Origin of the sequence: Streptosporangium sp. NPDC023825 (assembly GCF_040639575.1) — a bacterium.
Taxonomy (GTDB): domain Bacteria; phylum Actinomycetota; class Actinomycetes; order Streptosporangiales; family Streptosporangiaceae; genus Streptosporangium.
In genome coordinates, this window is sequence record NZ_JBFAAE010000094.1 from 1 (window position 1) to 23,728 (window position 23,728).

Annotated in this window: 16 protein-coding genes and 1 pseudogene; 8 read left to right on the forward strand and 9 right to left on the reverse strand. The window is 70.5% G+C overall.

Annotated elements, in window-relative coordinates; translation table 11 throughout:
- Nucleotides 1–187 precede the first annotated feature (187 nt).
- Nucleotides 188–1,480: an extracellular solute-binding protein gene (locus tag AB0G15_RS40915; protein ID WP_362850881.1), complete on the reverse strand. Its 1,293-nt coding sequence runs from the start codon at nt 1,478–1,480 to the stop codon at nt 188–190.
- A 367-nt stretch (nt 1,481–1,847) separates the two neighbouring features.
- On the opposite strand from AB0G15_RS40915, the gene pulA reads away from it, so the two are divergent.
- Entirely contained in the window at nt 1,848–7,730 is a 5,883-nt protein-coding gene (pulA, locus tag AB0G15_RS40920; RefSeq protein WP_362850883.1) for a pullulanase-type alpha-1,6-glucosidase, read from the forward strand.
- Between the two features lie 91 nt (nt 7,731–7,821).
- Nucleotides 7,822–9,429: an alpha-amylase family protein gene (locus AB0G15_RS40925; protein ID WP_362850884.1), complete on the forward strand. Its 1,608-nt coding sequence runs from the start codon at nt 7,822–7,824 to the stop codon at nt 9,427–9,429.
- A gap of 1,337 nt (nt 9,430–10,766) precedes the next feature.
- On the opposite strand, the gene AB0G15_RS40930 is transcribed toward AB0G15_RS40925, so the two are convergent.
- Complete coding sequence (locus AB0G15_RS40930) at nt 10,767–11,072, reverse strand: hypothetical protein (protein WP_362850886.1); 306 nt, start codon at nt 11,070–11,072, stop codon at nt 10,767–10,769.
- On the opposite strand from AB0G15_RS40930, the gene AB0G15_RS40935 reads away from it, so the two are divergent.
- Both AB0G15_RS40935 and AB0G15_RS40940 read left to right on the forward strand, forming a co-directional pair.
- The gene (locus tag AB0G15_RS40935) at nt 11,065–11,364 is read left to right on the forward strand and encodes an NUDIX domain-containing protein (protein WP_362850888.1); all 300 of its coding nucleotides are present in this window, start codon (nt 11,065–11,067) and stop codon (nt 11,362–11,364) included. The two genes, AB0G15_RS40930 and AB0G15_RS40935, sit on opposite strands and share 8 nt — an antisense overlap.
- Before the next feature lie 95 nt (nt 11,365–11,459).
- Nucleotides 11,460–12,335 (forward strand): AEC family transporter, encoded by an 876-nt coding sequence (locus AB0G15_RS40940; RefSeq protein WP_362850890.1) that lies wholly within the window; start codon nt 11,460–11,462, stop codon nt 12,333–12,335.
- Between the two features lie 63 nt (nt 12,336–12,398).
- Here the strand turns inward: AB0G15_RS40940 and AB0G15_RS40945 are convergent, their stop codons facing one another.
- Together AB0G15_RS40945 and AB0G15_RS40950 are read right to left on the reverse strand one after the other, a co-directional pair.
- Nucleotides 12,399–13,100 (reverse strand): 2-phosphosulfolactate phosphatase, encoded by a 702-nt coding sequence (locus tag AB0G15_RS40945; RefSeq protein ID WP_362850891.1) that lies wholly within the window; start codon nt 13,098–13,100, stop codon nt 12,399–12,401.
- A 183-nt stretch (nt 13,101–13,283) separates the two neighbouring features.
- Entirely contained in the window at nt 13,284–14,249 is a 966-nt protein-coding gene (locus tag AB0G15_RS40950) for a GntR family transcriptional regulator (RefSeq protein WP_362850892.1), read from the reverse strand.
- A gap of 131 nt (nt 14,250–14,380) precedes the next feature.
- Here AB0G15_RS40950 and AB0G15_RS40955 point away from each other — a divergent pair, with 131 nt between their 5' ends.
- Together AB0G15_RS40955 and AB0G15_RS40960 are read left to right on the forward strand one after the other, a co-directional pair.
- On the forward strand, nt 14,381–14,986 hold the full coding sequence (locus AB0G15_RS40955; protein WP_362850893.1) for a GNAT family N-acetyltransferase: 606 nt from the start codon (nt 14,381–14,383) through the stop codon (nt 14,984–14,986).
- Nucleotides 14,987–15,035: 49 nt separating this feature from the next.
- The gene (locus tag AB0G15_RS40960) at nt 15,036–15,914 is read left to right on the forward strand and encodes an alpha/beta fold hydrolase (protein ID WP_362850895.1); all 879 of its coding nucleotides are present in this window, start codon (nt 15,036–15,038) and stop codon (nt 15,912–15,914) included.
- Between the two features lie 156 nt (nt 15,915–16,070).
- On the opposite strand, the gene AB0G15_RS40965 is transcribed toward AB0G15_RS40960, so the two are convergent.
- From AB0G15_RS40965 to AB0G15_RS40975, 3 genes are all read right to left on the reverse strand, one after another.
- Complete coding sequence (locus AB0G15_RS40965) at nt 16,071–18,344, reverse strand: serine/threonine-protein kinase (RefSeq protein WP_362850897.1); 2,274 nt, start codon at nt 18,342–18,344, stop codon at nt 16,071–16,073.
- Between the two features lie 139 nt (nt 18,345–18,483).
- Nucleotides 18,484–19,134, reverse strand: a complete 651-nt coding sequence (locus tag AB0G15_RS40970) for a response regulator transcription factor (protein ID WP_362850900.1) — start codon at nt 19,132–19,134, stop codon at nt 18,484–18,486.
- Entirely contained in the window at nt 19,131–20,240 is a 1,110-nt protein-coding gene (locus tag AB0G15_RS40975; RefSeq protein WP_362850901.1) for a histidine kinase, read from the reverse strand. The genes AB0G15_RS40970 and AB0G15_RS40975 overlap by 4 nt, the downstream gene beginning before the upstream one ends.
- A 110-nt stretch (nt 20,241–20,350) precedes the next feature.
- On the opposite strand from AB0G15_RS40975, the gene AB0G15_RS40980 reads away from it, so the two are divergent.
- Both AB0G15_RS40980 and AB0G15_RS40985 read left to right on the forward strand, forming a co-directional pair.
- Nucleotides 20,351–21,307, forward strand: coding sequence for an ABC transporter ATP-binding protein (locus AB0G15_RS40980; protein WP_362850903.1), 957 nt, complete (start codon nt 20,351–20,353; stop codon nt 21,305–21,307).
- Entirely contained in the window at nt 21,304–22,068 is a 765-nt protein-coding gene (locus tag AB0G15_RS40985) for an ABC transporter permease (RefSeq protein WP_362850905.1), read from the forward strand. Before AB0G15_RS40980 ends, AB0G15_RS40985 begins: the two co-directional genes overlap by 4 nt.
- A gap of 19 nt (nt 22,069–22,087) precedes the next feature.
- On the opposite strand, the pseudogene AB0G15_RS40990 reads toward AB0G15_RS40985, so the two are convergent.
- Both AB0G15_RS40990 and AB0G15_RS40995 read right to left on the reverse strand, forming a co-directional pair.
- Nucleotides 22,088–22,228: pseudogene (locus AB0G15_RS40990) on the reverse strand (IS5/IS1182 family transposase); the annotation flags it as partial.
- A 269-nt stretch (nt 22,229–22,497) separates the two neighbouring features.
- Nucleotides 22,498–23,421, reverse strand: coding sequence for a hypothetical protein (locus tag AB0G15_RS40995; protein ID WP_362850907.1), 924 nt, complete (start codon nt 23,419–23,421; stop codon nt 22,498–22,500).
- Between the last annotated feature and the right edge of the window lie 307 nt (nt 23,422–23,728).

Sequence of the window (23,728 nt, forward strand, 5' to 3'; positions counted from 1 at the left end):
CTGGTGTAGTTTGGTGTCGATGGCGTATGGGCGGGGCCCGTGGCCCACCCGCGGCCGGCCCCCCCCCCACCCCCGCGCCCCCGGCGCGGCCAGGCCGGGCCCGGCCCCCCCGGCCCCGGGCGGGGCCCCCCCCCGCGGCCCGGTCCCTGGCCGTGCCGTTCACACGCCCGGTCGAGAGCGCCACGGGTCAGCTCCAGTCCTTGAAGATTCCCCGGTACTGGCCGTCGACCTTCTTGAGCATGTCCTCGGGGGTCGCGGTGCCGCCGACGAGCGACTGGTAGCCCTCGAGGAGCGGCTGGAAGAGCTGGCCGCCCTCGGGGATCCACGGCCGTGCGGTCGCGGTCTCCATGATCGGCTTGAAGACGGAGACGTCCTTGTTGGCCTGCACGTCGGGGTTGTCGTACGCCGAGACGCGGGTCGGCAGGAGGCTGATCTCCTTGGCGACCTTGGCCTGGGACTCGGGGGTGCTCATGAAGCGGACGAACTCGTAGGAGGCGTCCAGGTTCTTGGAACCGGCGTAGATGGCCAGGTTCCAGCCGCCGGTGGGGGCGCCGGCCTTGACCGAGCCCGCGGGGACGGGGGCGATGCCCAGGTTCTCCTTGTCCTTGAACTCCTTGCCCTGGTAGATCTCCGACAGCGCCCACGGGCCGTTGTAGATCATCGCGGCCTTGCCGTCCTTGAGGGCGGTCATCGCGTTGGCGTAGCTGTCCTGGATGGCGGGCTTGGGCGCGGCGCCGGAGGTGATCAGGTCGGCGACGGTGGCCATGGCCTTCACGTTCGCCGGGGAGTTGACGGTGATCTTCTTGTTCTGCACGTCGAGGAGGTCGCCGCCCTCGCCGTACATGAAGGGCAGCAGGAAGTAGGAGTCGACGTTGAGCGCGAGGCCGCTGGCGCCGGTCTTCTCCTTGACGTCGAGCGCGGTCTGCTTGAGCTCCTCGACCGTGGCAGGGGCCTTCTCGTGCCCGGCTTCCTTGAGCAGCCGCTTGTTGTAGATGAGCGCGAGGGTGTCGGTGACCTGCGGGACGGCGTACGTCTTGCCGTTGTACTTGGTGCTGCTCAGCGGCCCCGGCAGGAAGTCCGCCTCGTTCTCCACGGCGCGCGTGCCCTCCAGCGGCTGGAGGTAGCCGAGCGAGGCGAACTGGGAGGTCCAGGCGACCTCGGAGCGGATCACGTCCGGCGCCCCCGCGCCCGCCTGCGCCGCGGTCTGGAACTGGTTCTGCGCCTGGTCGGAGGGGACGTTGACGTACTTGACCTTGATGCCCGGGTACTTCGCCTGGAAGTCCTTGATGAGCGCCTGGAAGGTCGGGCCCTCACTGTCGGGCCTGACGGTGTCCCACCAGGTGATCTCACCGGTGATCTTCGACGGGTCCGACGCCGCGGGCTGGGTGGGGGCCGCCGTACCGGCGTCACCGCCACCACAGGCGGAGACCGCCAGGGCGAGGGCCGCGACAATCGTCGCGGCCGAGAGGGCTCGCCGCATGTTCTTCTCCTCGTGTTCAGGGGGCGGCCGGGACCGAAAGAGCCGTCCGGCCGGGTCTGGAGTACGCCGGACGTTACGCCGACGTGAACCTCATTGGAAGAAGTTTCTGCAAGAGTCTGCAAAGTCGTTACAAAGCCCCCCAAAGTCGAAGGGTCGCACCGTCATCTCCCTCGACCGGCGAGAAGCCATATCGCCCTCTTAGTGATGAAAAATCATCGTTTGTACGTTTTGGGCAGCCGATTGGGCCCCCTTCCGGACGACCGCGAATTGCCGGGATTCAGAAAATTGCCGCAAGGGATTGCACAGACCATTCCCGATGAGTAACTTCCGGGCAATACCCTCGAAACAACTCCCGTGGAGGCCCCCCGTGGTCTGGCCGCTCCCCCCACGGCGCGCGAGAACGACCTTCCTGACGGGGGCCGCGCTCGCGGCGACCCTGATCGCCACCCCCCTCGCCGCCACCCCGCTCCCCGCCGCCGCGTCCGCCTCCCCCGCGTCCGCGCCCCGCTCCGCAACGGTCCCGGTCTCGGTCCCGGTCTCCACGGGCTCCGTGCCGGCCTCCACGACGCCCTCCGCGTCCGGTCCCGTGGTGTCGGCGCTCAGCCGCACCGCCGAGCCCTCCGACCGGGACCTCGCCCGCGACGCGCTCCGCGCCGACCTGAGCCGCGAGCGCTTCTACTTCGCGATGACCGACCGGTTCGCCAACGGCGACACCGGCAACGACCGGGGCGGCCTGTCCGGCGACCGGCTCGCCACCGGCTTCGACCCCACGCACAAGGGCTTCTACCAGGGCGGCGACCTCAAGGGCCTGCTCGGCAAACTCGACTACGTCAAGAACCTGGGCAGCACCGCGATCTGGATCACCCCGGCCTTCGTGAACCGCCCCGTACAGGGGACCGGCGCGAACGTCTCGGCCGGATACCACGGCTACTGGATCACCGACTTCACCAGGATCGACCCGCACCTGGGCACCAACGCCCAGATGAAGGAGCTGGTGCGCGAGGCCCACCGGCGCGGGATGAAGGTCTTCTTCGACATCATCACCAACCACACGGCCGACGTGGTCGACTACACGGAGAAGACGTACTCGTATCGCTCCAAGGGCGCCTACCCGTACGTCGACACCGGGGGCGTGCCGTTCGACGACCGCGACTTCGCGGGCAGGGACACCTTCCCGAAGGTGGACACCGGCTCGTTCCCGTACACGCCGGTCGCGCCGAGGAACGCCAAGACCCCGTCCTGGCTGAACGACCCGACGATGTACCACAACCGGGGCGACTCCACCTTCAGCGGCGGCGAGAACGACGAGTACGGCGACTTCTTCGGCCTCGACGACCTGTGGACCGAGCGCCCCGAGGTCGTCAAGGGCATGACCGACATCTACAAGACGTGGGTGCGCGACACCGGCCTCGACGGCTTCCGCATCGACACCGCCAAGCACGTCAACATGGAGTTCTGGGAGAAGTTCTCCCCGGCGCTGCGCGGCTACGCGGCCCAGCAGGGCAACAAGCGGTTCTTCATGTTCGGCGAGGTCTACTCCGGCGAGCCCGCCTTCACCAGCCGCTACTCCACCCGGGGCGCCATGAACGCCACACTGGACTTCCCGTTCCAGGAGGCCGCCCGCTCCTTCGCCGGCGGCACGGCGGACGCCTCCCGGCTCGCCCGGCTGTACGCGGGCGACGACCACCACACCGACGCCGACGGCAACGCCTCGTCGCTGCCGACCTTCCTCGGCAACCACGACATGGGCCGCATCGGCCGCTTCGTCGCCCAGGACAACCCCGGCGCCCCCGATTCGGAGCTGCTGCGCAGGGACCTGCTCGCCCACGAGCTGATGTACCTCACCCGGGGCCAGCCGGTCGTCTACTACGGCGACGAGCAGGGCTTCACCGGCAAGGGCGGCGACCAGGACGCCCGCGCGTCCATGTTCGCCTCCAAAACCGAGAGCTACCTGAGCGACGACCTGATCGGCACCGGTTCCACCCACGCCCAGGACAACTTCGTCCCCTCCCACCCGCTCTACCGGGGCATCTCCGCCCTGGCCGCGCTGCGCGACGCCCACCCGGCGCTCGCCGACGGCGCCCAGATCGAGCGGCTGGTCTCCGGCGGCGTCTACGCCTTCTCCAGGATCGACGCCGCGCGGCAGGTCGAGTATCTGGTCGCGGTCAACAACACCGAGCGGCCCGCCACCGCGAGCGTGCCCACCTTCTCGGCGGGCGCGGCCTTCACCAGGGTGTACGGCGAGGGCGCCGCCACGCTCACCACCGGCGCGGACACGAAGCTGGCGCTCACCGTCCCCGCCCTGTCGGCGGTGGTCTACAAGGCGCCGGCCAGGCTCAAGGCGCCGGTCGCCGCACCGGCCGTCTCGATCGCCCTGCCGGGGACCGAGATCAGGGGCACCGCCGAGGACGGCCGGATCCCGGTCGTCGCGACCGTGCCCGGCACCGGCTTCGACCAGGTCACCTTCGCCGCCAAGGCCGGTGAGGGCCCCTGGAGGGCTATCGGCACCGACGACGCCCCTTCGAGCTCCGTTTCAAGGACGTTCAGGGTCTTCCACGACCTGCGCGGCATCGCGGCGGGCACGAAGGTCTCGTACAAGGCCGTGGTGAAGGACTCCGCGGGCCGGTTCGCCTCGGCGGTCGCGCAGGCGACCGTCGGCGCCGCGCCCGCCCCCGAGGAGCCCGGCGCGGTCGGGCGCGACTGGCTGGTCGTGCACTACCAGCGCCAAAACGCCGCCGACTACGACGGCTGGGGCCTGCACGTCTGGGGCGACGTGGAGAACCCGACCGAGTGGGCCACCCCGCTCCCGCTGACCGGCGAGGACTCCTACGGCCGCTTCGCCTGGATCAGGCTCAAGCCGGGCGCCACCAGCGTCGGGATCATCGCCCACAGGGGCGAGGAGAAGGACGGCGGCGACCGGATCGTGAACCCCGCCAGGAACGGCGAGGTCTGGCTGGCGAAGGGGAAACCGGACACCTACCTGTCCCGCGCGGCGGCCCAGGGGTACGCGACCGTCCACTACAGCCGCCCCGGCAAGGACTACGACGGCTGGGGACTGCACCTGTGGGGCGACGGGCTCGCCGACGGGGTGCCCACCGACTGGGCCGCGCCGCGCCCGCCGGACGGCGTCGACTCCTACGGCGCGTTCTGGAGGGTGCCGCTGAAGGACGCCTCCCTTCCGGCGAACTTCATCGTCCACAAGGGCGACACCAAGGACCCCGGGCCCGACCAGTCGTTCACCCCGGCGCTGCAGCCCGACGCCTATGTCGCCTCGGGCGTGGCGAAGGTCCACCCGACCCGGGCGGCGGCCGAGAACGTCGCGATCCTGCATTACCACCGGCCGGACGGGAATTACGACGGCTGGGGACTTCATCTGTGGGGCGACGTGGCGAATCCCACCGAGTGGGCCGCGCCGCTGCCGCCCGCGGGCGAGGACGGGTTCGGCGTTCACTTCCGCGTCCCCCTGACCGAGGGGGCCAAGACCGTGAACTACATCATCCACAAGGGCGACACCAAGGACCTGCCGGACGACCAGTCGCTGGACCTGACCGCGACCGGCCACGAGGTGTGGCGGGTCGCGGCCACCGAGGGCCACCTGCTGCCCCAGGCCTCGGCGCGCGGGGCCGACGCCGACCTGTCGAAGTCGTCGGCGCACTGGATCGACCGCGCCACCGTCGCCTGGAAGATCGACCCCTCGACCGCGAACCGCCACTCACTGGCCTTCTCCGCCAAGGGCGGCATCACCTACGACAAGGGCGACCTGACCGGCGACCTCAAACTCATCCGCCTCGCGCCCGGCACGCTGACCGAGGCGCAGAAGGAGAAGTGGCCGCACCTGGCCGGGCACGCCGCGTTCACCGTCGACCCGCGCGACGCCGACCTGGTGCGCGAGGCCACCCGTGGCCAGGTCGTGGCCGTCGAGCGCGACGCCACCGGCGCGCTGCTCGCCGCCACCGGCGTGCAGCTGCCCGGCCTGCTCGACGACCTGTACCCCGGGGCGGCGGCCGCCGAGCTCGGCCCCTCCTGGAGCGGCGGCACGCCCCGGCTGTCGGTCTGGGCGCCGACCGCGGGCAAGGTCGAGCTGGCGCTCTACCGCGACTCCTCCGGCGGGAGGCGCGCCGTCCACCCCATGCGCCGCGACGACGACACCGGCGTCTGGTCGGTGCGGGGACAGCGGGACTGGAAGGACCGCTACTACACCTTCCTGGTGACGGTCTACGCGCCGGGCGAGGGCAAGGTCGTCGTCAACGAGGTGACCGACCCCTACAGCCTGTCGCTGTCGGCGGGTTCGGGCCGCAGCCAGCTCGCCGACCTGTCCGACCGGGCGCTGCGGCCCGACGGCTGGTCCTCCCTGGCCAAGCCCAGGGCCGTCCCCCAGCAGAAGGCGTCGATCTACGAGCTGCACGTGCGCGACTTCTCCGCCTCCGACACGACCGTCCCGGCCGCCGAGCGCGGCACGTACGCCGCGTTCACCGGCGACTCGGCGGGGATGAGGGAGCTGCGCGGGCTGGCGAGGGACGGGCTGACCCACGTACACCTGCTGCCCGTCTTCGACATGGCGACCGTCCCCGAGAGGAAGGCCGACCGGACCGAACCCTCCTGCGACCTCGCCTCGATGCCCCCCGACTCCGAGGAGCAGCAGGCCTGCGTCGCGAGGACCGCGGCGAAGGACTCCTTCAACTGGGGCTACGACCCGCTGCACTACACCGTGCCCGAGGGCTCCTACGCCGCCGACCCCGACGGGTCGTCGCGGATCAGGGAGTTCCGCGGCATGGTCGGCGGCCTGAACAGGGCGGGGCTGCGGGTCGTGATGGACGTGGTCTACAACCACACCCACGCCGCCGGCCAGGACCCCGCCTCGGTGCTCGACCGCATCGTGCCCGGCTACTACCACCGGCTGCTCGACGACGGCACGGTGGCCACCTCCACCTGCTGCGCCAACACCGCGCCCGAGCACGCCATGATGGGCAGGCTCGTCGTCGACTCCGTCGTCACCTGGGCCCGCGAGTACAAGGTGGACGGCTTCAGGTTCGACCTGATGGGCCACCACCCGAAGGCGAACATGGTCGCGGTCCGCGCGGCCCTCGACAGGCTGACCGTCGCCCGCGACGGCGTCGACGGCAAGTCGATCATCCTGTACGGGGAGGGCTGGAACTTCGGCGAGGTGGCCGACGACGCCCGCTTCGAGCAGGCCACCCAGGCCAACATGGCGGGCACCGGGATCGGCACCTTCAGCGACCGGCTGCGCGACGCGGTGCGCGGCGGCGGCCCGTTCGACGCCGACCCCCGCGTGCAGGGCTTCGGCTCGGGGCTCGCCGGGGCGCCCAACGGCTCACCGGCCAACGGCGACGAGGCGCAGCAGAGGTCCCGGCTGCTGAACTACCACGACCTGATCAAGGTCGGGCTCGCCGGCAACCTCCGCGACTACACCTTCACCGCCTCCGGCGGCGAGCAGGTCAAGGGCTCGCAGGTGAGCTACAACGGCTCCCCCGCCGGATACGCCGCCGCGCCGGGCGAGATCGTCACCTACGTGGACGCCCACGACAACGAGACGCTGTTCGACGCGCTGGCGTACAAGCTGCCCCCGGCGACCGCGATGGCCGACCGGGTGCGCATGCAGTCGCTCTCGCTGGCCACGGCCGTCCTCGGGCAGGGCACCTCGTTCATCCACGCGGGCAGCGAGCGGCTGCGGTCCAAGTCGCTCGACCGCAACTCCTACGACTCGGGCGACTGGTTCAACCGATTGCTGTGGGACTGCTCGGCGGGCAACGGCTTCGGCGCCGGGCTCCCCCCGAGGCCCGACAACGAGGACAAGTGGCAGTACGCCAGGCCGCTGCTCGCCGACCCGGCGCTGAAGCCGGACTGCGCGGCGATCGGCGCGGCCCGCGCCCGGTACGGGGAGCTGCTGAGGATCCGCTCCTCCTCGCCGGTCTTCGGCCTCGCCACCCTGGCCGAGGTGCAGAGGCGCCTCACCTTCCCGACGAGCGGCGCCTCGGAGACCCCGGGTGTCGTGACCATGCACCTGGACGCCACGGGGATCGACCCGCGCTGGAAGTCGGTCACCGTCGTCTTCAACGCGACCCCCGAGGCGCGGCCGCAGACAGTCGCCGCGCTGAAGGGCGCCCAGGTGACGCTCCACCCCGTCCAGGCGGCCGGCGACGACGCCGTCGTGAAGCGGTCGGCGTTCGACTCCGCCACGGGCACGCTGACGGTCCCGGCCCGCACGGTCGCCGTCTTCGTCCAGCCCTGACTCCGCACACCCCGGAAAGGCGGCCGGGCCGGGTGTTGCAGCACCCGGCCCGGCCAGGGAACCCGTCCATCGATCCTGGAGGCCCCTACCCGTGAAACCCTACAGAGTCGTCATCGCCACGGCGCTAAGCGCTCTGGTGAGCGCCGCCGTGCTGGTGCCCGGCGCGCTCCCCGCCCAGGCGGCGCCGCCCACCCCCGGCCCGATCGTCAAGCTGTGGAACTGGAACTGGAACTCCGTCGCCAAAGAGTGCGTCGACGTCCTCGGCCCGGCCGGGTACGCCGCCGTGCAGGTCTCCCCGCCCAGCGACTCGATGTCCCGGGGCGGCTCGGTCTGGTGGGACGTCTACCAGCCCGCCCGCTACACCCTCACCAGCAAGTTCGGCGACGAGAACGCGTTCAGGAACATGGTGAACGCCTGCCACTCCGCCGGGCTCAAGGTCCACGCGGACGCCGTCGTCAACCACATGACCGGCCAGGGCAGCACCAGCTACGGCGGCTACAGCTTCGGCAAGTACGACTACCCCGGCCTCTACTCCGCCGCCGACTTCCACTCCCCCACCTGCACGATCAACGGCTCCGACTACACAGGCGACGGCCGGCGGGTGCAGAACTGCGAGCTGGTCGGCCTGTCCGACCTCGACACCGGCTCCGAGTACGTCCGCGACCAGATCGCGGGCTACCTCAACAAGCTCACCTCCCTCGGCGTGGACGGCTTCCGCGTCGACGCCGCCAAGCACATCAACCCCGGCGACCTGGCCGCGATCAAGGGCAGGCTGACCGGCTCGCCGTACATCCACCAGGAGGTCATCCAGGGCGACGGCGAGGCGATCAGCCCGAGCCAGTACACCGGCATCGGCGACGTGCACGAGTTCGTGTACGGGCGCAAGCTCAAGGAGCAGTTCAACGGCGGCCGGATCAGGAACCTGCGGTCCTTCGGGCAGAGCTGGGGCCTGTCGGTGCCCGGCGACAAGGCCGTGGTGTTCGTCGACAACCACGACACCGAGCGCAACGGCTCGACCATGAACTACAAGTACGGCGACGCCTACCGGCTGGCCAACGTCTTCATGCTCGCCTGGCCGTACGGCACGCCCAGGGTCTACTCCGGGTTCACCTGGAGCGACGGCGAGGCCGGCCCGCCGTCGGCCGGCGGCGGCTTCGCCACCGACGTCAACTGCGGCAACGGCCGGTGGACCTGTTTCCACCGCCAGATGAACGGCATGGTCGGCTTCAACCGCGCCGTGCAGGGCACCTCGGTCGGCAACTGGTACGACAACGGCGACAACGTGATCGCCTTCAGCCGGGGCGCCAAGGGCTGGGTCGCGATCAACAACGGGGGCGGCGGCGTCACCCGCACCTTCGCCACCGGCCTGCCCGCCGGGACCTACGCCAACGTCGCGGGCGGCGGCTCGGTGACCGTCGGTCCGGACGGCTCGGCCTCGGTGACCGTCCCGGCCAGGGGCGCGGTCGCCGTCCACACCGGCGCCTCGGGCCCCGGCCCCAGCCCGACGGTGAACCCCGGCCAGGTCGCCACCACGTTCAACGCGACCGTGACCACGAACTGGGGTCAGAACGTCAAAGAAACAGCGGAACCTGCATCGTTAGGTCCCAATCCTGGACAGGGTCTCGAGGTACCTTTGGACACTGGGAGAGTCCGCTGTTCTACGGGAAGCGTCAGTAAGGTCAGCGTCCAGGCCCCGTAGCGGCCAGAACTGGATACACCACTCCTCAACGCCTTGTGGAGGAGAATCTTCTTCCAACCAGATCCAGCCCTCTCCCGGACGACGACTTGCTCTGATATTCCATTCGTCAGCGTCTCTGCGCAGGTCCAAGGGCTCAGGCGGGGGCCCGCTACCGTACAACTCACTCAAGTAGACGAGACCGGAACTGGAATAAAAAGAGGCTATCTTACTCCTTTCCCAAGAGCCAGCGGTATCGGGAGGGTAGTCATCCCACAGTTCCAGGACGACCTGAGTCTCGTGCCATCCGTCACTACTCAGAACTACCGCCCAATTCAAGGTGGCCTCGAACCAGGAGTCTTGGCCAAGACGCCCCGAGACCTCCTCCACGCTAAGCCAGCCCGGCGGCTCGTCCAAGGTGCCGTCCTGATCTCTCAGCATGAATTGACTCCGCTCCACCGTAATGGTCTCGTGAAGACGATCGACTAGTTGTGACATTCAAACTCCTCACGTCCCATTGATGATGCAGGGTGCAGTCTTCAGAACGAGACCACACCCTGCATCTTAGAAAAACCCTAGTTTGTTGCGTTGCCCAGAACCAATGATTCCTTCGGACGCCTTCTTTGTTGTACAGGCGGACGAAGAAGGCGTCCCGTCCAGCACACGATCGTACACATAATAAGATCGGATGCCGCCTGGCTCAGATCCGCCCCATGCGTTGTTCTCTGCGGCCGGTATGGGCTTCACCGAATAGTTGACACCCTTCGGCTGATAGTCGCCTGCGTCGTCCGGCATGTTATTCTGCCACCACACCCAGGCGCCCTCATATGTGGAAGCGAACGAGAATTCATCGCACCGCGCGACCACGGTCGGTGTCGTGACGCAGTGCATTGTCTACGGGCGCCTCCCATACCGACTTCATAGGTGAGGTACTGCGTCGTCTTCCTTCGTCAGGGTCTGCCACCGGGTGACCACGGCAAGGAGAGTGATGACTGCGCTTGCCCGCGTCCAGCGGTCTTCGATGATCTTTAGCAAGCGTGGCGGCGTGGGATCCCTCCAGATCCCACGCCGCCACTCCGCCTGACGGGCGCTTCCAGACAAGAGCCCTGTCCAGACGGCCCGAGCTTCGGCGATCGAACAGATGAAGGTGTCGTGGACTTCGGGACTGCGGTCGAGCTGGACGGTTCGTCGGATGAACGCCTGCCCGCCGCCCTCGTACAGCTCGTAGGCCGTGGCGCGGCACAGGCAGGTCTACAGCACCGGGCGAGCCCGCCCAAGCGCCGAGTCCGCACACGGTTGCCGCCATTCCAGCCGCACATGACCCCGCTGAACCATGGCCACGTGCGGACTTATGCACTTCATCAAGCAGGGTCACAACGCATCCCCGCCATCAGTTCGGACGAGGGATGGACGTCGCGCAGTTCCGCATAGCGAAACGCCATCCGACGAGCAGCTTGGACGGCGTCCACCGCCGGGTGCCAGGCGTAGACGGGCCGGTGACGTCGGGCGTCCCAGCCAGTACGCCACCAGTAGCGATCGTCCCTGCACCAGGTGACCAGGCCCACCCAGGCCGACACCAGCGCCAGCCCGTACCCGTCGTGGATGTCGGCTGCGATTCCCTGCCGCTCCAGTTGAGCCCGGAGTTCCTGGGCGGTGTCGATGGGCAAGATGGAGATCGGCGAGACGCCCTCGCAGTGCGCCGTACGCGAGACCAAGGAAGAAACCGGGATCACCGTCGAGCCGGTAAGCATGCTCGGGATCTACTCCGACCCCGGCCACATCGTCGCCTACCCCGATGGGGAGGTTCGCCAGGAGTACGAGGTGATGCTGATCGCCCGGCCGGTCGGCGACCGACCGGGAGCCAACGACGAGGCCAGCGACGTCCAATGGTGGCGCCCAAAGACCTCCAGACCCTCGATATCCACCCGACGCAGTGGCGCCAGCTCAACGACTACCTGAACGGCACGTACCCGCATATCGACTGAGCTGCGTCCGGTACCGGTCCGGGGATCGGGCTCGCCGGGGAGCGCGAGGGCCCGGATACGGTATGCCAGGTGCAGTCGGTTATCGCAGCATTTATCCCCATATGGTGTATCGGTGCCCTCGGCTGGCTCGCCGCCCGGTTGGAGTGGGCGAGCGACCAGGCCCGGCAGGCGCTGACGCGGTTCGCGTTCACCGTCGCGATGCCCGCGGTGCTGTTCACCACGCTCAGCCGTACCCCGCTCGACCGGATCCAGCCCGGCCCGCTGCTCGCCTTCGGGGTCAGCACCTTCGCCGTCGGCCTGCTCGCGCTCGCGCTGTTCCGCGGCGGGCTGCCGGAACGGGTGCTCGCCGCGATGTCGTCGTCCTACGTCAACGCCGGCAACCTCGGCATCCCCGTCGGCCTGTACGTCCTGAACGACGCGACGTTCGTGGTGTCGGTCCTGATCTTCCAGGTCCTGATGGTCTCCCCGCTGATCTTCCTCGGCCTCGGGGCCGGGCGCGCGTCCTTCCTCGCCCCGCTGCGGACGCCGATCGTGATCGCCTCGTTCCTCGGCCTGGGCGTGTCGGCCCTCGGCCTGCGGCTGCCCGGCCTCGCGCTGAGGCCCCTGGAGATCCTCGGCGGCGCCGCGGTGCCCCTGGCGCTCTTCTCGCTGGGCATGTCCCTGAACGGCTTCGCCGTCTCCTGGCGCGCGACGGCACCGGCGGTGACGTTCAAGCTGCTGCTCCAGCCGCTGGTGGCCTTCCTCGCCGGGCGCTTCCTCCTGCGCCTCGACGGCCCGGCGCTCTTCGCGGCCGTCCTGTTCGCCGGGCTCCCCACCGCGCAGAACACCTACGTCTACGCCGCCGAGTACGGCCGCCCCACCGACCTGCCCCGCGACGCCATCCTCGTCTCCAGCGTCCTGTCCCTGGGCACCCTGTCCGTCATCGCCCTGCTGGGCGCCGGGTGATCCGGAGCCGCCTTACGACTCGCCTCACGACGAACGGCGTGCCGACCGGTGATGGCCGTGCGATCAGACCGGCTCCTCGCCGGCCGGCGAAGGCATCGCGTGCGGACGCAGGACCATGAGCGAGCCTTCCAGGGTCGCCACCATGGCGAAGGGAAACCGGTCGACCTCAAGGCAGAGCGCGACGTCATCGGGATGGGCTCCTTGACGCACCCCCTGCGCCAGTTCGGCGGCGGCGCGCGAGCCGGCGGCGCGGCGGAGGAACTCGGCGGCGTCCGTCCCGGCCTCGGTGACCCTCCGGGCGATGTACTGGGCACACGCCAGATCCTCGTCGGCCCGCCCGTCGTCGCCGGTGACCACGAACGTGACACCGTCACCCTTGCGCGTCCGCAGGAGCCGAGCCGTTGCCTCCGCCACCACGAAGCCGGCGCACAGCACCAGCGGCGCCTCCTTGACCGCGAGGGCGCCGACTGTCCCCGCCGTGGTCTTCTGCACGACGGTCCGTCCGCCGAGGTCGACAGACCGCAGCAGGCCCGGCGAGTTGACGGCGTCGAATCCGGGCGCGGGCGGACCGTCTTTCAGTGCCACCCAGTCCGGGTGGCGAGCCTTGAGCGCCAGGGCTTCGTCCAGCGACCCAGCAAGAACGATCTTTTCCGCCCCCTGGGCGAAGGCCCAGGCGGCCACGGTGAAAGCACGCATGACGTCGACCACGACCGCCACGGACGGGGTTTCGACCAGATCGGCGGTACCGAGGAAACGAGTGTCCATTCCGGTCATGATCGCGCATGCCCGGCCCGAGGCCCATGGAGAGTGATACGCGTCACATCGACGGTCTCGGAACGCGACGGCTCCGGCCGTCCCGTGTCGCGAAAGCGGTCCGCGACGGCACGCCTGCTCGATTCCGGGCAGCCGGGACGACCTTCACCGTGACCTCCGTCTCGGAACGAGCTGTCAGGAGCGCGTCCGGGCCCGATCCTCCACCAGGGCGGCGAACCCGTCGAGGTGACACGCGAGGCTGTACTCGAACAGTCCGTCCACGTCCGGCACCTCCTCCCCGGTGAGCGTGGCCAGCAGAGGGAACCGCCCGGAGTCGAGGAGTTCGTCGGCCCGCTCCCGCTGTGCCAGCCACCACCGGTCGAGCGTCACACCGGTCTCCTGCTCGGCCTCGACCTCGTCCGCCATGGACAGCGCGATGCTGATGACCAGCGCGGGCAGCGTGAGCGCCTCGCGCATCCGTGTCGCCATGGGCAGCCCGAGCCCGTCGAGCGCGCGCAGGGTCCACTCGGTGTGCGCCATCACGTTGGGCGCCAGCGACGGGCGAACGAACGAGACGGCCCTGGGCAGCCAGAGGTGTCCGCGGCACAGCTCCCACTGCAGGCGGGAGATCAGCTCGAGCTTGGCCCGCCAGCCGTCCGGCCCCGGGACGGGAAGCTCCGGTTCGCCGAAGACCTCGTCGGTCATCTGCGTCACCAGCTCCTCCTTGCTCGAAACGTGCCGGTACAGCGACATCGGGCCGACGCCGAACTCGGCCGCGAGCCGCCGCATGGACACGGCGTCGAGCCCCTCGGTGTCGGCGATCGCGATGGCGGCGCGGAGAGTCAGCCTCCGGCTCAGTGCCTGCCTGGGAACGCCCGCCCGCCGTGGCCTGGGGGGAGTGGCCATGCCGACCGGCTGCTTCCGGCCCGTGGGGGCGCCGACCACCGCGCCGGCGCCGACCCTCGTCTCGACCAGCCCCTCGTCTCGGAGGGTGGCCATCACCCTGGTCGCGGTCGCGACCGCGACGCCCCACCGCCGGGCGATCTCCCTGATGGAAGGCACCCGCTCTCCCTGCCGCAGGTCGCCGGCCAGGATCCGGGCTCGGATCTCCGCGACGATCTGCCGGTACGGCGGTTCCGGCCGCTGCGTTGACGACGACATGGATCCCCGATCTCCCCGTGGTTGCCGATCGCCAAGAGTGTACTAGTTCAATCCCTCTATACCAGTTCACTTTAGATCGCTACAACCCCAAAAAATGCCCGTTTGTTCGCCCCTCTTCATACGCTGTACCCATGACAGTCGATACACCGTACGCATCCGTGCGGCGGGCGGATGACGCGGACCGGCAGGCGGTGCTGGACGTCCTGACCGAGGCGTTCACGAACGACCCCCTCGTCCGCTGGCTCTTCCCCGAGGCAGGCCCGCGAGCTCGTCTCCAGGAGCACTATTACCGCCCCCTGCTCGCCCATCCCGCCGCCGAGACGTACCTGGCCGGCAATCGCGAGGGCGCCTCGGTGTGGCTGGCGCCGGCCGCGGGCCAGGCGCCCCACGAGGAGCCTTCGGACGCGACGGGCCGGGAGACGGTCTTCGGGGAGAGCGGCGCGCGACTACTGGCCCTGGGCCGGGCGCTGGCCCCACGGCACCCCGACCGCGAACCGTACCTCTACCTCCCGTGCATGGGGTTGGTCGGCGGGCGGCAGGGCGCCGGGCTCGGCTCGGCGATGTTGCGGCACCGGCTGGAGCGAGCGGACGCCGACGGGCTCGCCGCGTATCTGGAGGCGAGCTCACCCCGGAGCCGCGCCCTCTACCTGCGGCACGGATTCGAGGATCGCGGCCGGCCGGTCCGCGTGGTGGACAGCCCGCCCCTGTGGCCGATGTGGCGCCCGCCGCACCGCTGACCGCCCCCGTCCAACAAGCAGGTCCAACAAGCAGAAGGAGAGAACCTCAATGACAACGAACCGCGACGCCGATCGGCGGCAGCCGATCCTGGTGTTCGTCCACGGCACCCACTCCTCGTCGGCCTGGGCCTCCGGGCTGACCGCCGAGCTCACCCTGCGCGGGCACCGGTGCGTGGCCGTCGACCTTCCGGGACACGGCGCCGAGGCGTTCTATCCCCGTTCGTACCAGGCCCCGCAGGACCTCGGGGAGCTGGCGACCGAACCGTCACCGCTCGCCAAGATCACCATCGACGACCACGTCGAGCGCGTGGTGGATGTGGTGCGCCGCGCCCGCCGCCACGGACCCGTGATCCTGACAGGCATGAGCCAGGGCGGCGTCACCGTGAGCAGGGTCGGCAACGCCGTCCCCGAACTGCTCGAGCGGGTCGTCTACGTCGCGGCGTACTGCTGCGTGGACCTGCCGAACATGACCGCCTACCTCGAGACACCGGAGAACGGCGACAGCCTGCTCCCCCGGATCGCCGAGACCGTGGTCGCCGATCCGGCGGTCCTGGGGGTGACCCGGCTCAACTGGCGCTCGGCCGACCCGGCGGTGTTCCACGCCGTCAAGGACACCCTCGCCGGGGACTTCACCGACGAGGGGGTGCGGCGGCTGCTCGGCGTGCTGGAGCCGGACGAGACCGCCGGCATCCCGCTGGCCGAGGCCCGGGGCGAGGCACACACCTGGGGCCGGATTCCCCGGACCTACGTGCGTTTCACCCTCGACCGGCTGATCCCGCCCGCGTTGCAGGACCGGTTCATCGAGGAGGCCGACCGCCTCACTCCGGACAACCCGACCGACGTGCGAAGCGTCGCGGCCCCCCATGTCGGCCCGTTCGACCGGCCCGAACTGGTGGAGATCTTCTCTGAGCTCGCCGCCGGTCGCTGACCCGGCGCGGCACGCTCCCGGAACAGTCGCGTACGGCCGGTGAGCGGGGGTTCCGGCGAGGCGGAGCGGGCCCCCGGGAAACCCGGGGACCGTGAAACCAGGGACCAGGACACCCGGAGCCCAGGGCACCGGGGCACCGGGGCACCGGGGCACCGGTCAGCCCAGGCGCCAGACGCGGACGGTGTCGTCGCCGCCTCCGGTGACCGCGACGGGGCGCCCGCCGAGCTCGGTCACCGCGGCGGCGAACACGTTGTGGTCGTGGGCCTTGAACGGCCGCCCCGCCGGCTTTCCGGTGCCAAGGTCGTGGACCCGCGCGGTGGAGTCGTTGCTGCCGGAGACGACGACGGTGAGCGACCCCACCCGGCCGACGGCCAGGGAGTAGACCCAGCCGCTGTGGTGCCGGATGGGCGGGCGCACCTCACCGGCGCCGGCGGCGTCGTCGATGTGGATGTCCTGCGCGCCGCCGGCGGACAGCACCACGAGCCTGCCGTCCAGCTCGGCCGTGGTGACGGCGGTGACCTGGCCCCGCTGGGTGAGGATCGTCTCGCCGGGCCCCGAGCGGAGCGGCCAGCGGCGCACCGTACCGTCGCCGCCGCCGGTGAACACGACGGGCTCGCCGTCGAGCTCGGCGGTGGCCAGGCCGAACACGGCGCCGTCGGCGGCGCGGCGGGCCTTGCCGATCGCGGCGCCCGTCCTCAGGTCCCACAGGCGCAGGCTCCCGTCGCGGCCGCCGGTCGCCACGACGGGCTCGCCGTCGAGGGTCGCCAGGGCGAGGGAGAAGACGGGCACGGCGGCGTCGAAGGGCCTGCCGACCGGCTTGCGGGTGGCGAGGTCCCAGCGGCGTACGGTGCCGTCGTCGCCGCCCGACACCGCGATCGTCCTGCCGTCCAGCTCGGTGACCGCGACGGAGCGCACCCAGTTGGTGTGCCCGGTGAGCGTGGCCAGCGGCCTGCGGGTGGTCAGGTCCCACAGGCGGACGGTGCGGTCGTTGGCGCCGGAGACGATCACGGACCTGCCGTCCACCCGGGCGATCGCCACCGACTGCAGGTCGTCGCGATGGCCGCGCAGCGGGCCGCCGACCGGCGCGCTCTTCCAGTTTCCGGTGACGGACGTGGGGGTGGCGGTGGGAGACGGGGACCCGCTGGGAGACGCGGATTCTCCGGGCGAGGGGGATTCTCCGGAGACCTGCGGGGAGCCGGTCAGCGCGAGGGGGGTGGGACCCACGGGCTCCTCCCCCGTCCCCGCCAGCAGCGGCGGGAGCACGAAGACACCCGCGGAGACCGCGACGGCGGTGGCGGCGACGGCGGCCCCGATCCACCACGGGCGCGACCGTCCGGCCCTTCCCGGCACGGTCGCTCCGGGAGATTCCTCCCACGACCCACCGGGGAAGGCGGGCATCCCGGGATCCGACGGTCGCCGCTGCCCCGGAGCGGGGACAGGACCGGTCGGTGGCTGCCCGGCATACGGCGGCTGCGGCTGCGGCTGCGGGGCCGGGGGCAGCGGGGACAGCGAATGCGACTGCGGCTGCGAGGTCGGGGGCGGGGTCAGGGACGGCGGCTGCTGGCCCCGTACCGGGTGCCCGGTCCCTGGAAGCCGCGGAGGCGGTGGTGTGGCGGTGCCCGCCGACGGCTGGCGGATCAGTCGGAACAGCAGGTCGGGTGCGGTCGGCCGGTCGCCGGGTGTCTTGGCCAGGCAGGCACTCAGCAGCGGCCGAAGCCCCTCGGGCACCCCCGACAGGTCGGGCTCGGCGTTGAGGATGCGGTGGAGCACGGCCGGGATGGTGTCCCGGCCGAACGCGGGGCTGCCGGTGGCGGCGAACACCATCGTCACCGCCCAGCTGAACACGTCCGAGGGAGCGGCGGCGGGCCGGCCGTGGATCTGCTCGGGTGACATGTAGGTCGGGGTCCCGACGGCGCCGCTGGTCTGGGCGAGCCCGGCGTCGAGCGCCTTGGAGATGCCGAAGTCGATGACCCGCGGGCCGTCGAAGCCGAGGAGCACGTTGGCCGGTTTGAAGTCGCGGTGCGCGATCCCCGCCTGGTGGATGGCGACGAGCGCGGTGGCCGTGCTGATCGCGACGCGCTGCAGGGCGGCGCCGTCGCGCGGCCCCTCGCTCTCGACGGACTGCTGCAGCGACGGCCCGTCGATGAACTCGCTCACCACGTAGAGGTGGTCGTCGCTCTCCCCCGCGTCGAGCACCCGGGCGGTGCAGAACTCGGCGATCTGCCGGGCGACGGCGATCTCCCGCTGGAAGCGCGCCCTCGCGACCTGGTCGGCGGCGAACCTCGGGTGCAGCACCTTGACCGCGACGCGCTCTCCGGCCGGGTCACGGCCGAGGTAGACCGTGCCCTGCCCGCCCTCGCCGAGCCTGGCCTCGATCGTGTACGGCCCGAAGGCGGTGGGGTCGCCGGATCTGAGCTCCGTACCGGCCATCGTGCTCCTCCCCGCCGCGAACCCGCCCGAGTGGTCCGGCGGCCGGCACCCTGCCGCGGGCGCCGGGTTCCGGGCAGCCGGGTCCCGGAAAAGAGCATGCCAGTATCAGCAAATTGCGCCAAATACCGGCCGGTAACTGTCAATCGAGGATGCTGGCGTGCAGGGCGCGCAGCACCGCGTTGGTCCGGTCGCGCGCCCCGAGTTTGAGCAGCACGGTCGAGACGTGGTTCTTCACCGTGCCCTCTGCCAGGAACAGGGCCCGGGCGATCTCGCGGTTGCTGTACCCCTCCGCGACGAGCCGCAGCACCTCCACCTCCCGTTCGGTGAGCTGCTGGATCGCGGGCAGATCGTCGTCGTCCGCCGGCCGGCGGCGGTGCACCGCGCGCAGCAGCCGATCGGTGATCGACGGCGAGATCAGCGTCCCCCCGTCGGCCAGGACGCGGATGGCCCGGGTCAGCCGTTCGAGCGTCACGTCCTTCAGCAGGTAGCCGCATGCCCCCGCCCGCATCGCGTCCAGCACCAGGGTGTCGTTGTCGAACGTGGTCAGCACGAGCACCGGCGGCGAGCCGCCCGCGCGCTCCTGCAACGCCCTGAGCACCCAGATGCCGTCGTGGCGGGGCATGCGCAGGTCGAGCAGGACGACGTCGGGGGCGCGCTCCTCTATCGCCGCCAGCGCGGACATGCCGTCGTCGGACTCCCCCACCACCTCGATGTCGTCGGTCAGGTCGAGCAGGCTGCGGATGCCCTGCCGCACCAGGGTCTGGTCGTCGACCACGATCACCCGGATCACCGCGCGGGCACCCTGGCGGTGACGCGGAAACCGTCGCTGCCGTCGAGCCGCACGTCGCCGCCGACCGCGTCGATCCGCTCGCTCAGGCCGCGCAGTCCGTTGCCCGGCCGCAGCTGAGGACTGCCGCGCCCGTCGTCGACGGAGGTGAGCCTCACGCCCCGGTCCGGTGTGCTCTCGATCCGGATGCGCAGCGAGGTCGCGTCCGCGTGCCGGACGGTGTTGGTGACGATCTCCTGGACGACGCGGATGAGCGTCATGGTCACCTCCTCGGTGGGGCGTACGTCGTCGTCGATCCACACGCCGATCTCGAGGCCGGGAATGTCGCGTACCACGGCGGTCAGGGACTCGCGCAGATCGGGCGCGTCGGCGCGCAGTTGCCCGACGGTCGTGCGCACGTCGCGGAGCAGGTCCCGCGCCACCCGGTCGGCGCGTTCGATGTGCACGCGCGCGCCGGGGCCGTCGCGGTGCCGGGCGACCTCCAGCTCCAGGGTGAGCGCCGTGAGCTGGTGCCCCATCAGGTCGTGCAGTTCCCGGGCGATGCGCAGGCGTTCGTGGGCGCGTGCGGTGTCGGCCAGGATGACACTCGCCGCCCGCAGCTCCAGATGCGCCTCGCCCAGCTCGCGGCGCATCCGCTGCTCCCGGATGATCGCCAGCGAGCTCAGCAGCGTCGCGGTCTGGATCAGCAGGTACAGCAGCGCGCTGAGGCCGATCTGGGGGAAGGGGGCGCCGGCGAGGCCCGCCGTCACGGCGATGACGGCGGTGTTGAGCACGACCACCAGCGGGCCCGCCCACGGCGGCGCGATGTACGCGCCCAGGGCCGCGACGAAGACCAGCAGGATCGGCAGCCACCCGGCGCCGGGCGCCGTCAGGATCGTCAGCCACCCCAGCACGACGGCCGCGCCGTAGCAGGCCCACGCCCGCCTTCGCCGGCAGTCCTCCCAGAGCACGGCGGTCAGCGAGGTGACCAGCAGCGCCACGAACAGCGCGCCCCACACCGGCCGGGGCACCCACGTACCGGCCGCGCCGAGCAGTATCGGGGTGCCCACCGCGAGGCACACCAGCAGCACCGCCAGCCCTGCCCACACGTCCGGCTCGATTCGCCGCATACCATCACTTTACTGGCGCTCGCATCCGCGCCGAGGTGCCGAAAGTCATGGGTGCCGATGCTGACCATCGGCACAGGCGCCAGGGGCTCGCCCTTCCTAACGTCGACGGCATGCATGCGACAACGTCACCTCCCGCCGTCGAGGCGGACCGTCTTCACAAGCGCTACCGCGCCAAGGTCGCCGTCGAGGAGGTCAGCCTCTCGGTCACCACCGGCGAGATCTTCGGCATCCTGGGACGCAACGGAGCCGGCAAGACCACCACCGTCGAGCTGATCGCCGGGCTCAGGCGGCCCGACCGCGGCACCGCCCGCGTGCTCGGCCTGGACACCCGGCGCGACCGGGCCCGGCTGCGCCAGGTCCTCGGAGTCCAGTTGCAGGAGGCCACCCTGCACTCCGCGCTCACGGTCACCGAGCTGGTCCGCCTGTACGGGACCTTCTACCGCGACCCGCTGCCGACCGGCGACCTGATCGAGTCGGTCGGCCTGACCGCCTCCCGCCGCACCCGCTTCGAGAATCTCTCCGGCGGCCAGCAGCAACGGCTGTCGATCGCGCTCGCCCTCGTCGGGCGGCCCCGGGTGGTGATCCTCGACGAGCTCACCACCGGACTCGACCCCGAGGCGCGCCGCCAGATGTGGTCGACCCTCGAGCGGCTGCGCGAGTCCGGCGTGACCGTCCTGCTCGTCAGCCACTCCATGGAGGAGATCGAACGACTGTGCGACCGGGTCGCGCTGCTCGACGAGGGACGGGTCATCGCCCTCGACTCGCCCTCCGGACTCGTGCGAAGGGCCGGGTTCGCCCAGAGGGTCACCTTCCGCACGGCCGGCCCCGTACCGGGCGGGCTGCTCGAAGGACTCGACGAGGTCGAGCGGGTACGCGCCGACGGCGACCGCGTCGTCGTCGAAGGCCGTGGTGACCTGCTCCAGGCCGTCAGCGTCGCGCTCGTCCGCGCCGGCGTCGTGGCGACCGGGACGCGCAGCGAACAGGCCGGCCTGGACGACGCCTTCGCCGTCCTGACCGGGCACCGGCTCGACACCAGGCTCGACACCTGGGAGGAGACGGTCCGATGACGGACATCGTCGTCCACCGCCCCGGCCCGCGCGCCTGGGCCGCACTGCTGGTCTGCGAGCTCAAGGTGGTCGCCCGCGACACCGCCGGGCTGATCGTGCCGATCGGCATGCCCATGCTCATCCTGGTGATGAACGCCTCGTCCGCCGGCCGGGAGACGGACGCGCACGGCCGCACGGCGTTCGACGTCTACGTGCTGCCGCTGGTGTTCACGATGGTCGTGGCCACGACCGGCATCGTCAACATGCCGAGCTTCCTGGCCTACTACCGCCACAGCGGCATCCTGCGACGCCTCGGGGTGACGCCCGCCTCGCCCGCGCTGGTCCTCGTCGCCCAGGCGGCCGCCGGCGCGCTGCAGATCACCGTCGGCATCGCGGCCGCCTGGCTCCTGGCCCTGCTGGCGTTCGACGCCAACCCTCCGGTGCGTGTCGGCGCGGCGCTCGGTGTGCTGGCGCTGACGGTGGCCGCCATGTACGCCGTGGGCCTGATCGTCGCCGCGCTGTCGCCCACCCCGAACTCCTCCGTGGCGATCGGCCTGAGCGTCTTCTTCGTCCTGGGCGCCACCGGCGGCATGTTCGGCGGGCGCGGCAGCCTCCCGGAGGTGATCACGACGATCGGGCAGTGGCTGCCGTTCGGCGCCGGAAGCCAGGCCCTGTCGGCCGCCTGGATCGGCGCCCCCGTCGAGGCCTCCAACCTGATCGGCCTCGCCGCCTGCGTCGTGTTCGGCAGCGTCGTCGCGGCCGTGTTCTTCCGCTGGGACTAGGAACTGTTCAGAGTTCGGATCATGTGGTTGAGGTGAGGGGCTTCAGCCACATGATCGAGCCTCGGAGGTGGAGTCCGGTCTCGTAGCTTTCCGGGGTTTTGTCGTAGCGGGTCGTCAGGCCGCGCCAGGTCTTGATCTTCTGGAAACAGCGTTCGACTGTTCTTCAACCCCCGATGAAGAGTCCGGCGCTGATGGAGTTGCTTCCCGGAGAAGCTGATGGAGTTGCTTCCCGGAGAAGGGGTGGCGTCGTCGCCGCAGCCGGTCCGCAGCATGAAATCAGGAGAGTCGACCTCTTCCGGCACGCGGGAGCGAGCATGCCGGGGTGACCCGGGTTTGCACACATCAAGTAGCCGTCGGTTCTGAACACACATCCCTGTGTCATCCGGGAACCAGCGACATGGGGAGCCGCGAGTGGTCACACTGCTGGTGCTACGCCAGACTGACCCGCAGGTCAAGGTTCATGTGCCGGTCGGTGAACCGCTGCTGACCGCTCCACTGTCCGTTCTGGAACTGGGACCACCAGAGAAAGTTGTCGTCACTGCCGACCCAGACCATCACGAGGCCCCGGTTCGTCCGGCCGAGCGCCGGGCTGCCAGTGGTCCATCCTACGGGCAGGTACTGTGGGGGCCCCTCCAACGTCGACCACCAGATGTCGTTGTTGTCGACGCTTCGCCAGGCCATGTGCAGATGTCTGCCATCGGACACGAGGGCAGGAACCTTGCTGGTGACCCTATGATCGTTGAAGGAAATCGGGTCCGACAAACGCGCTCCGTCCCAGTGCGCCAGCCGGATCTCCTTGGTTCCTTCGTCGCGCCAGGCGATGTACAGCTTTCCCTGGTGCTCCGTGGCCGCGACGCCGTCCTCGGTGCGGATGTCCGGGAGCCACCATGCGGGAGTGGGCGGGTTCCCCTCGCCTGGCTGCACCCACGTGTCACCACGTAGCTCCGACCAGCGCATAGAGGTGCCGCCGTCGCCTGCAGCGGCATCCGGGGTCGTCTTCCAGAACATGAACATCCGACCGCTGTATTGAACCATGGTAGGAAAATTCTTGGTTTTGAAGGTGCGGTGGCCGTTTCCCGCTGGGACGTACGGCCCCCAGGCGTACTGCGTGCCGCCTGGGATCGTGTCAGGCAGCCGCTGCAGCCGCGAGACCCAGATGTGCTCGTCGTGACCGGAGCCCTTCCACGCCATGACGGTGTCGGTGCCGTTGCCCGCGATCGATGGGACGTTGCTGGTTCGCCGATCCCAGAGCAGCTGCGGCTCGGTCCAGCGGATGGTCGTCCCTATCACGTTGCGCGCCTCGGACCAGCGCGGGAAGTCGTCGCCGTCGGGATTCCACTCCAGCCAGGCCATTGCAGGCACCCGGATCGACGTTATGTGTGGGCCTGTCATAACTCGCTACCTCCACTCAAATCACCGGGTGTATTGCGGATGCGGATGATTCCACAACCTGGTGGTCCATCTCTGATCGCGAAATGTAAATCCCTCCTCCACATGTCCCGCACCGAGCGCGCCGGCGGCCGGATGCCGTTCCCGCCGGTCTGGTCGTGGGGGGGCGCGGGGGGCCGGGGGGGGCGCCGGGCCCCGGCGGTGGAGGCGGGGGGGGCGGAGGCGGGGGGGTGGGGGGGGGGCGGGTGTTTTTTTTTGTTTTCTTCGGCGG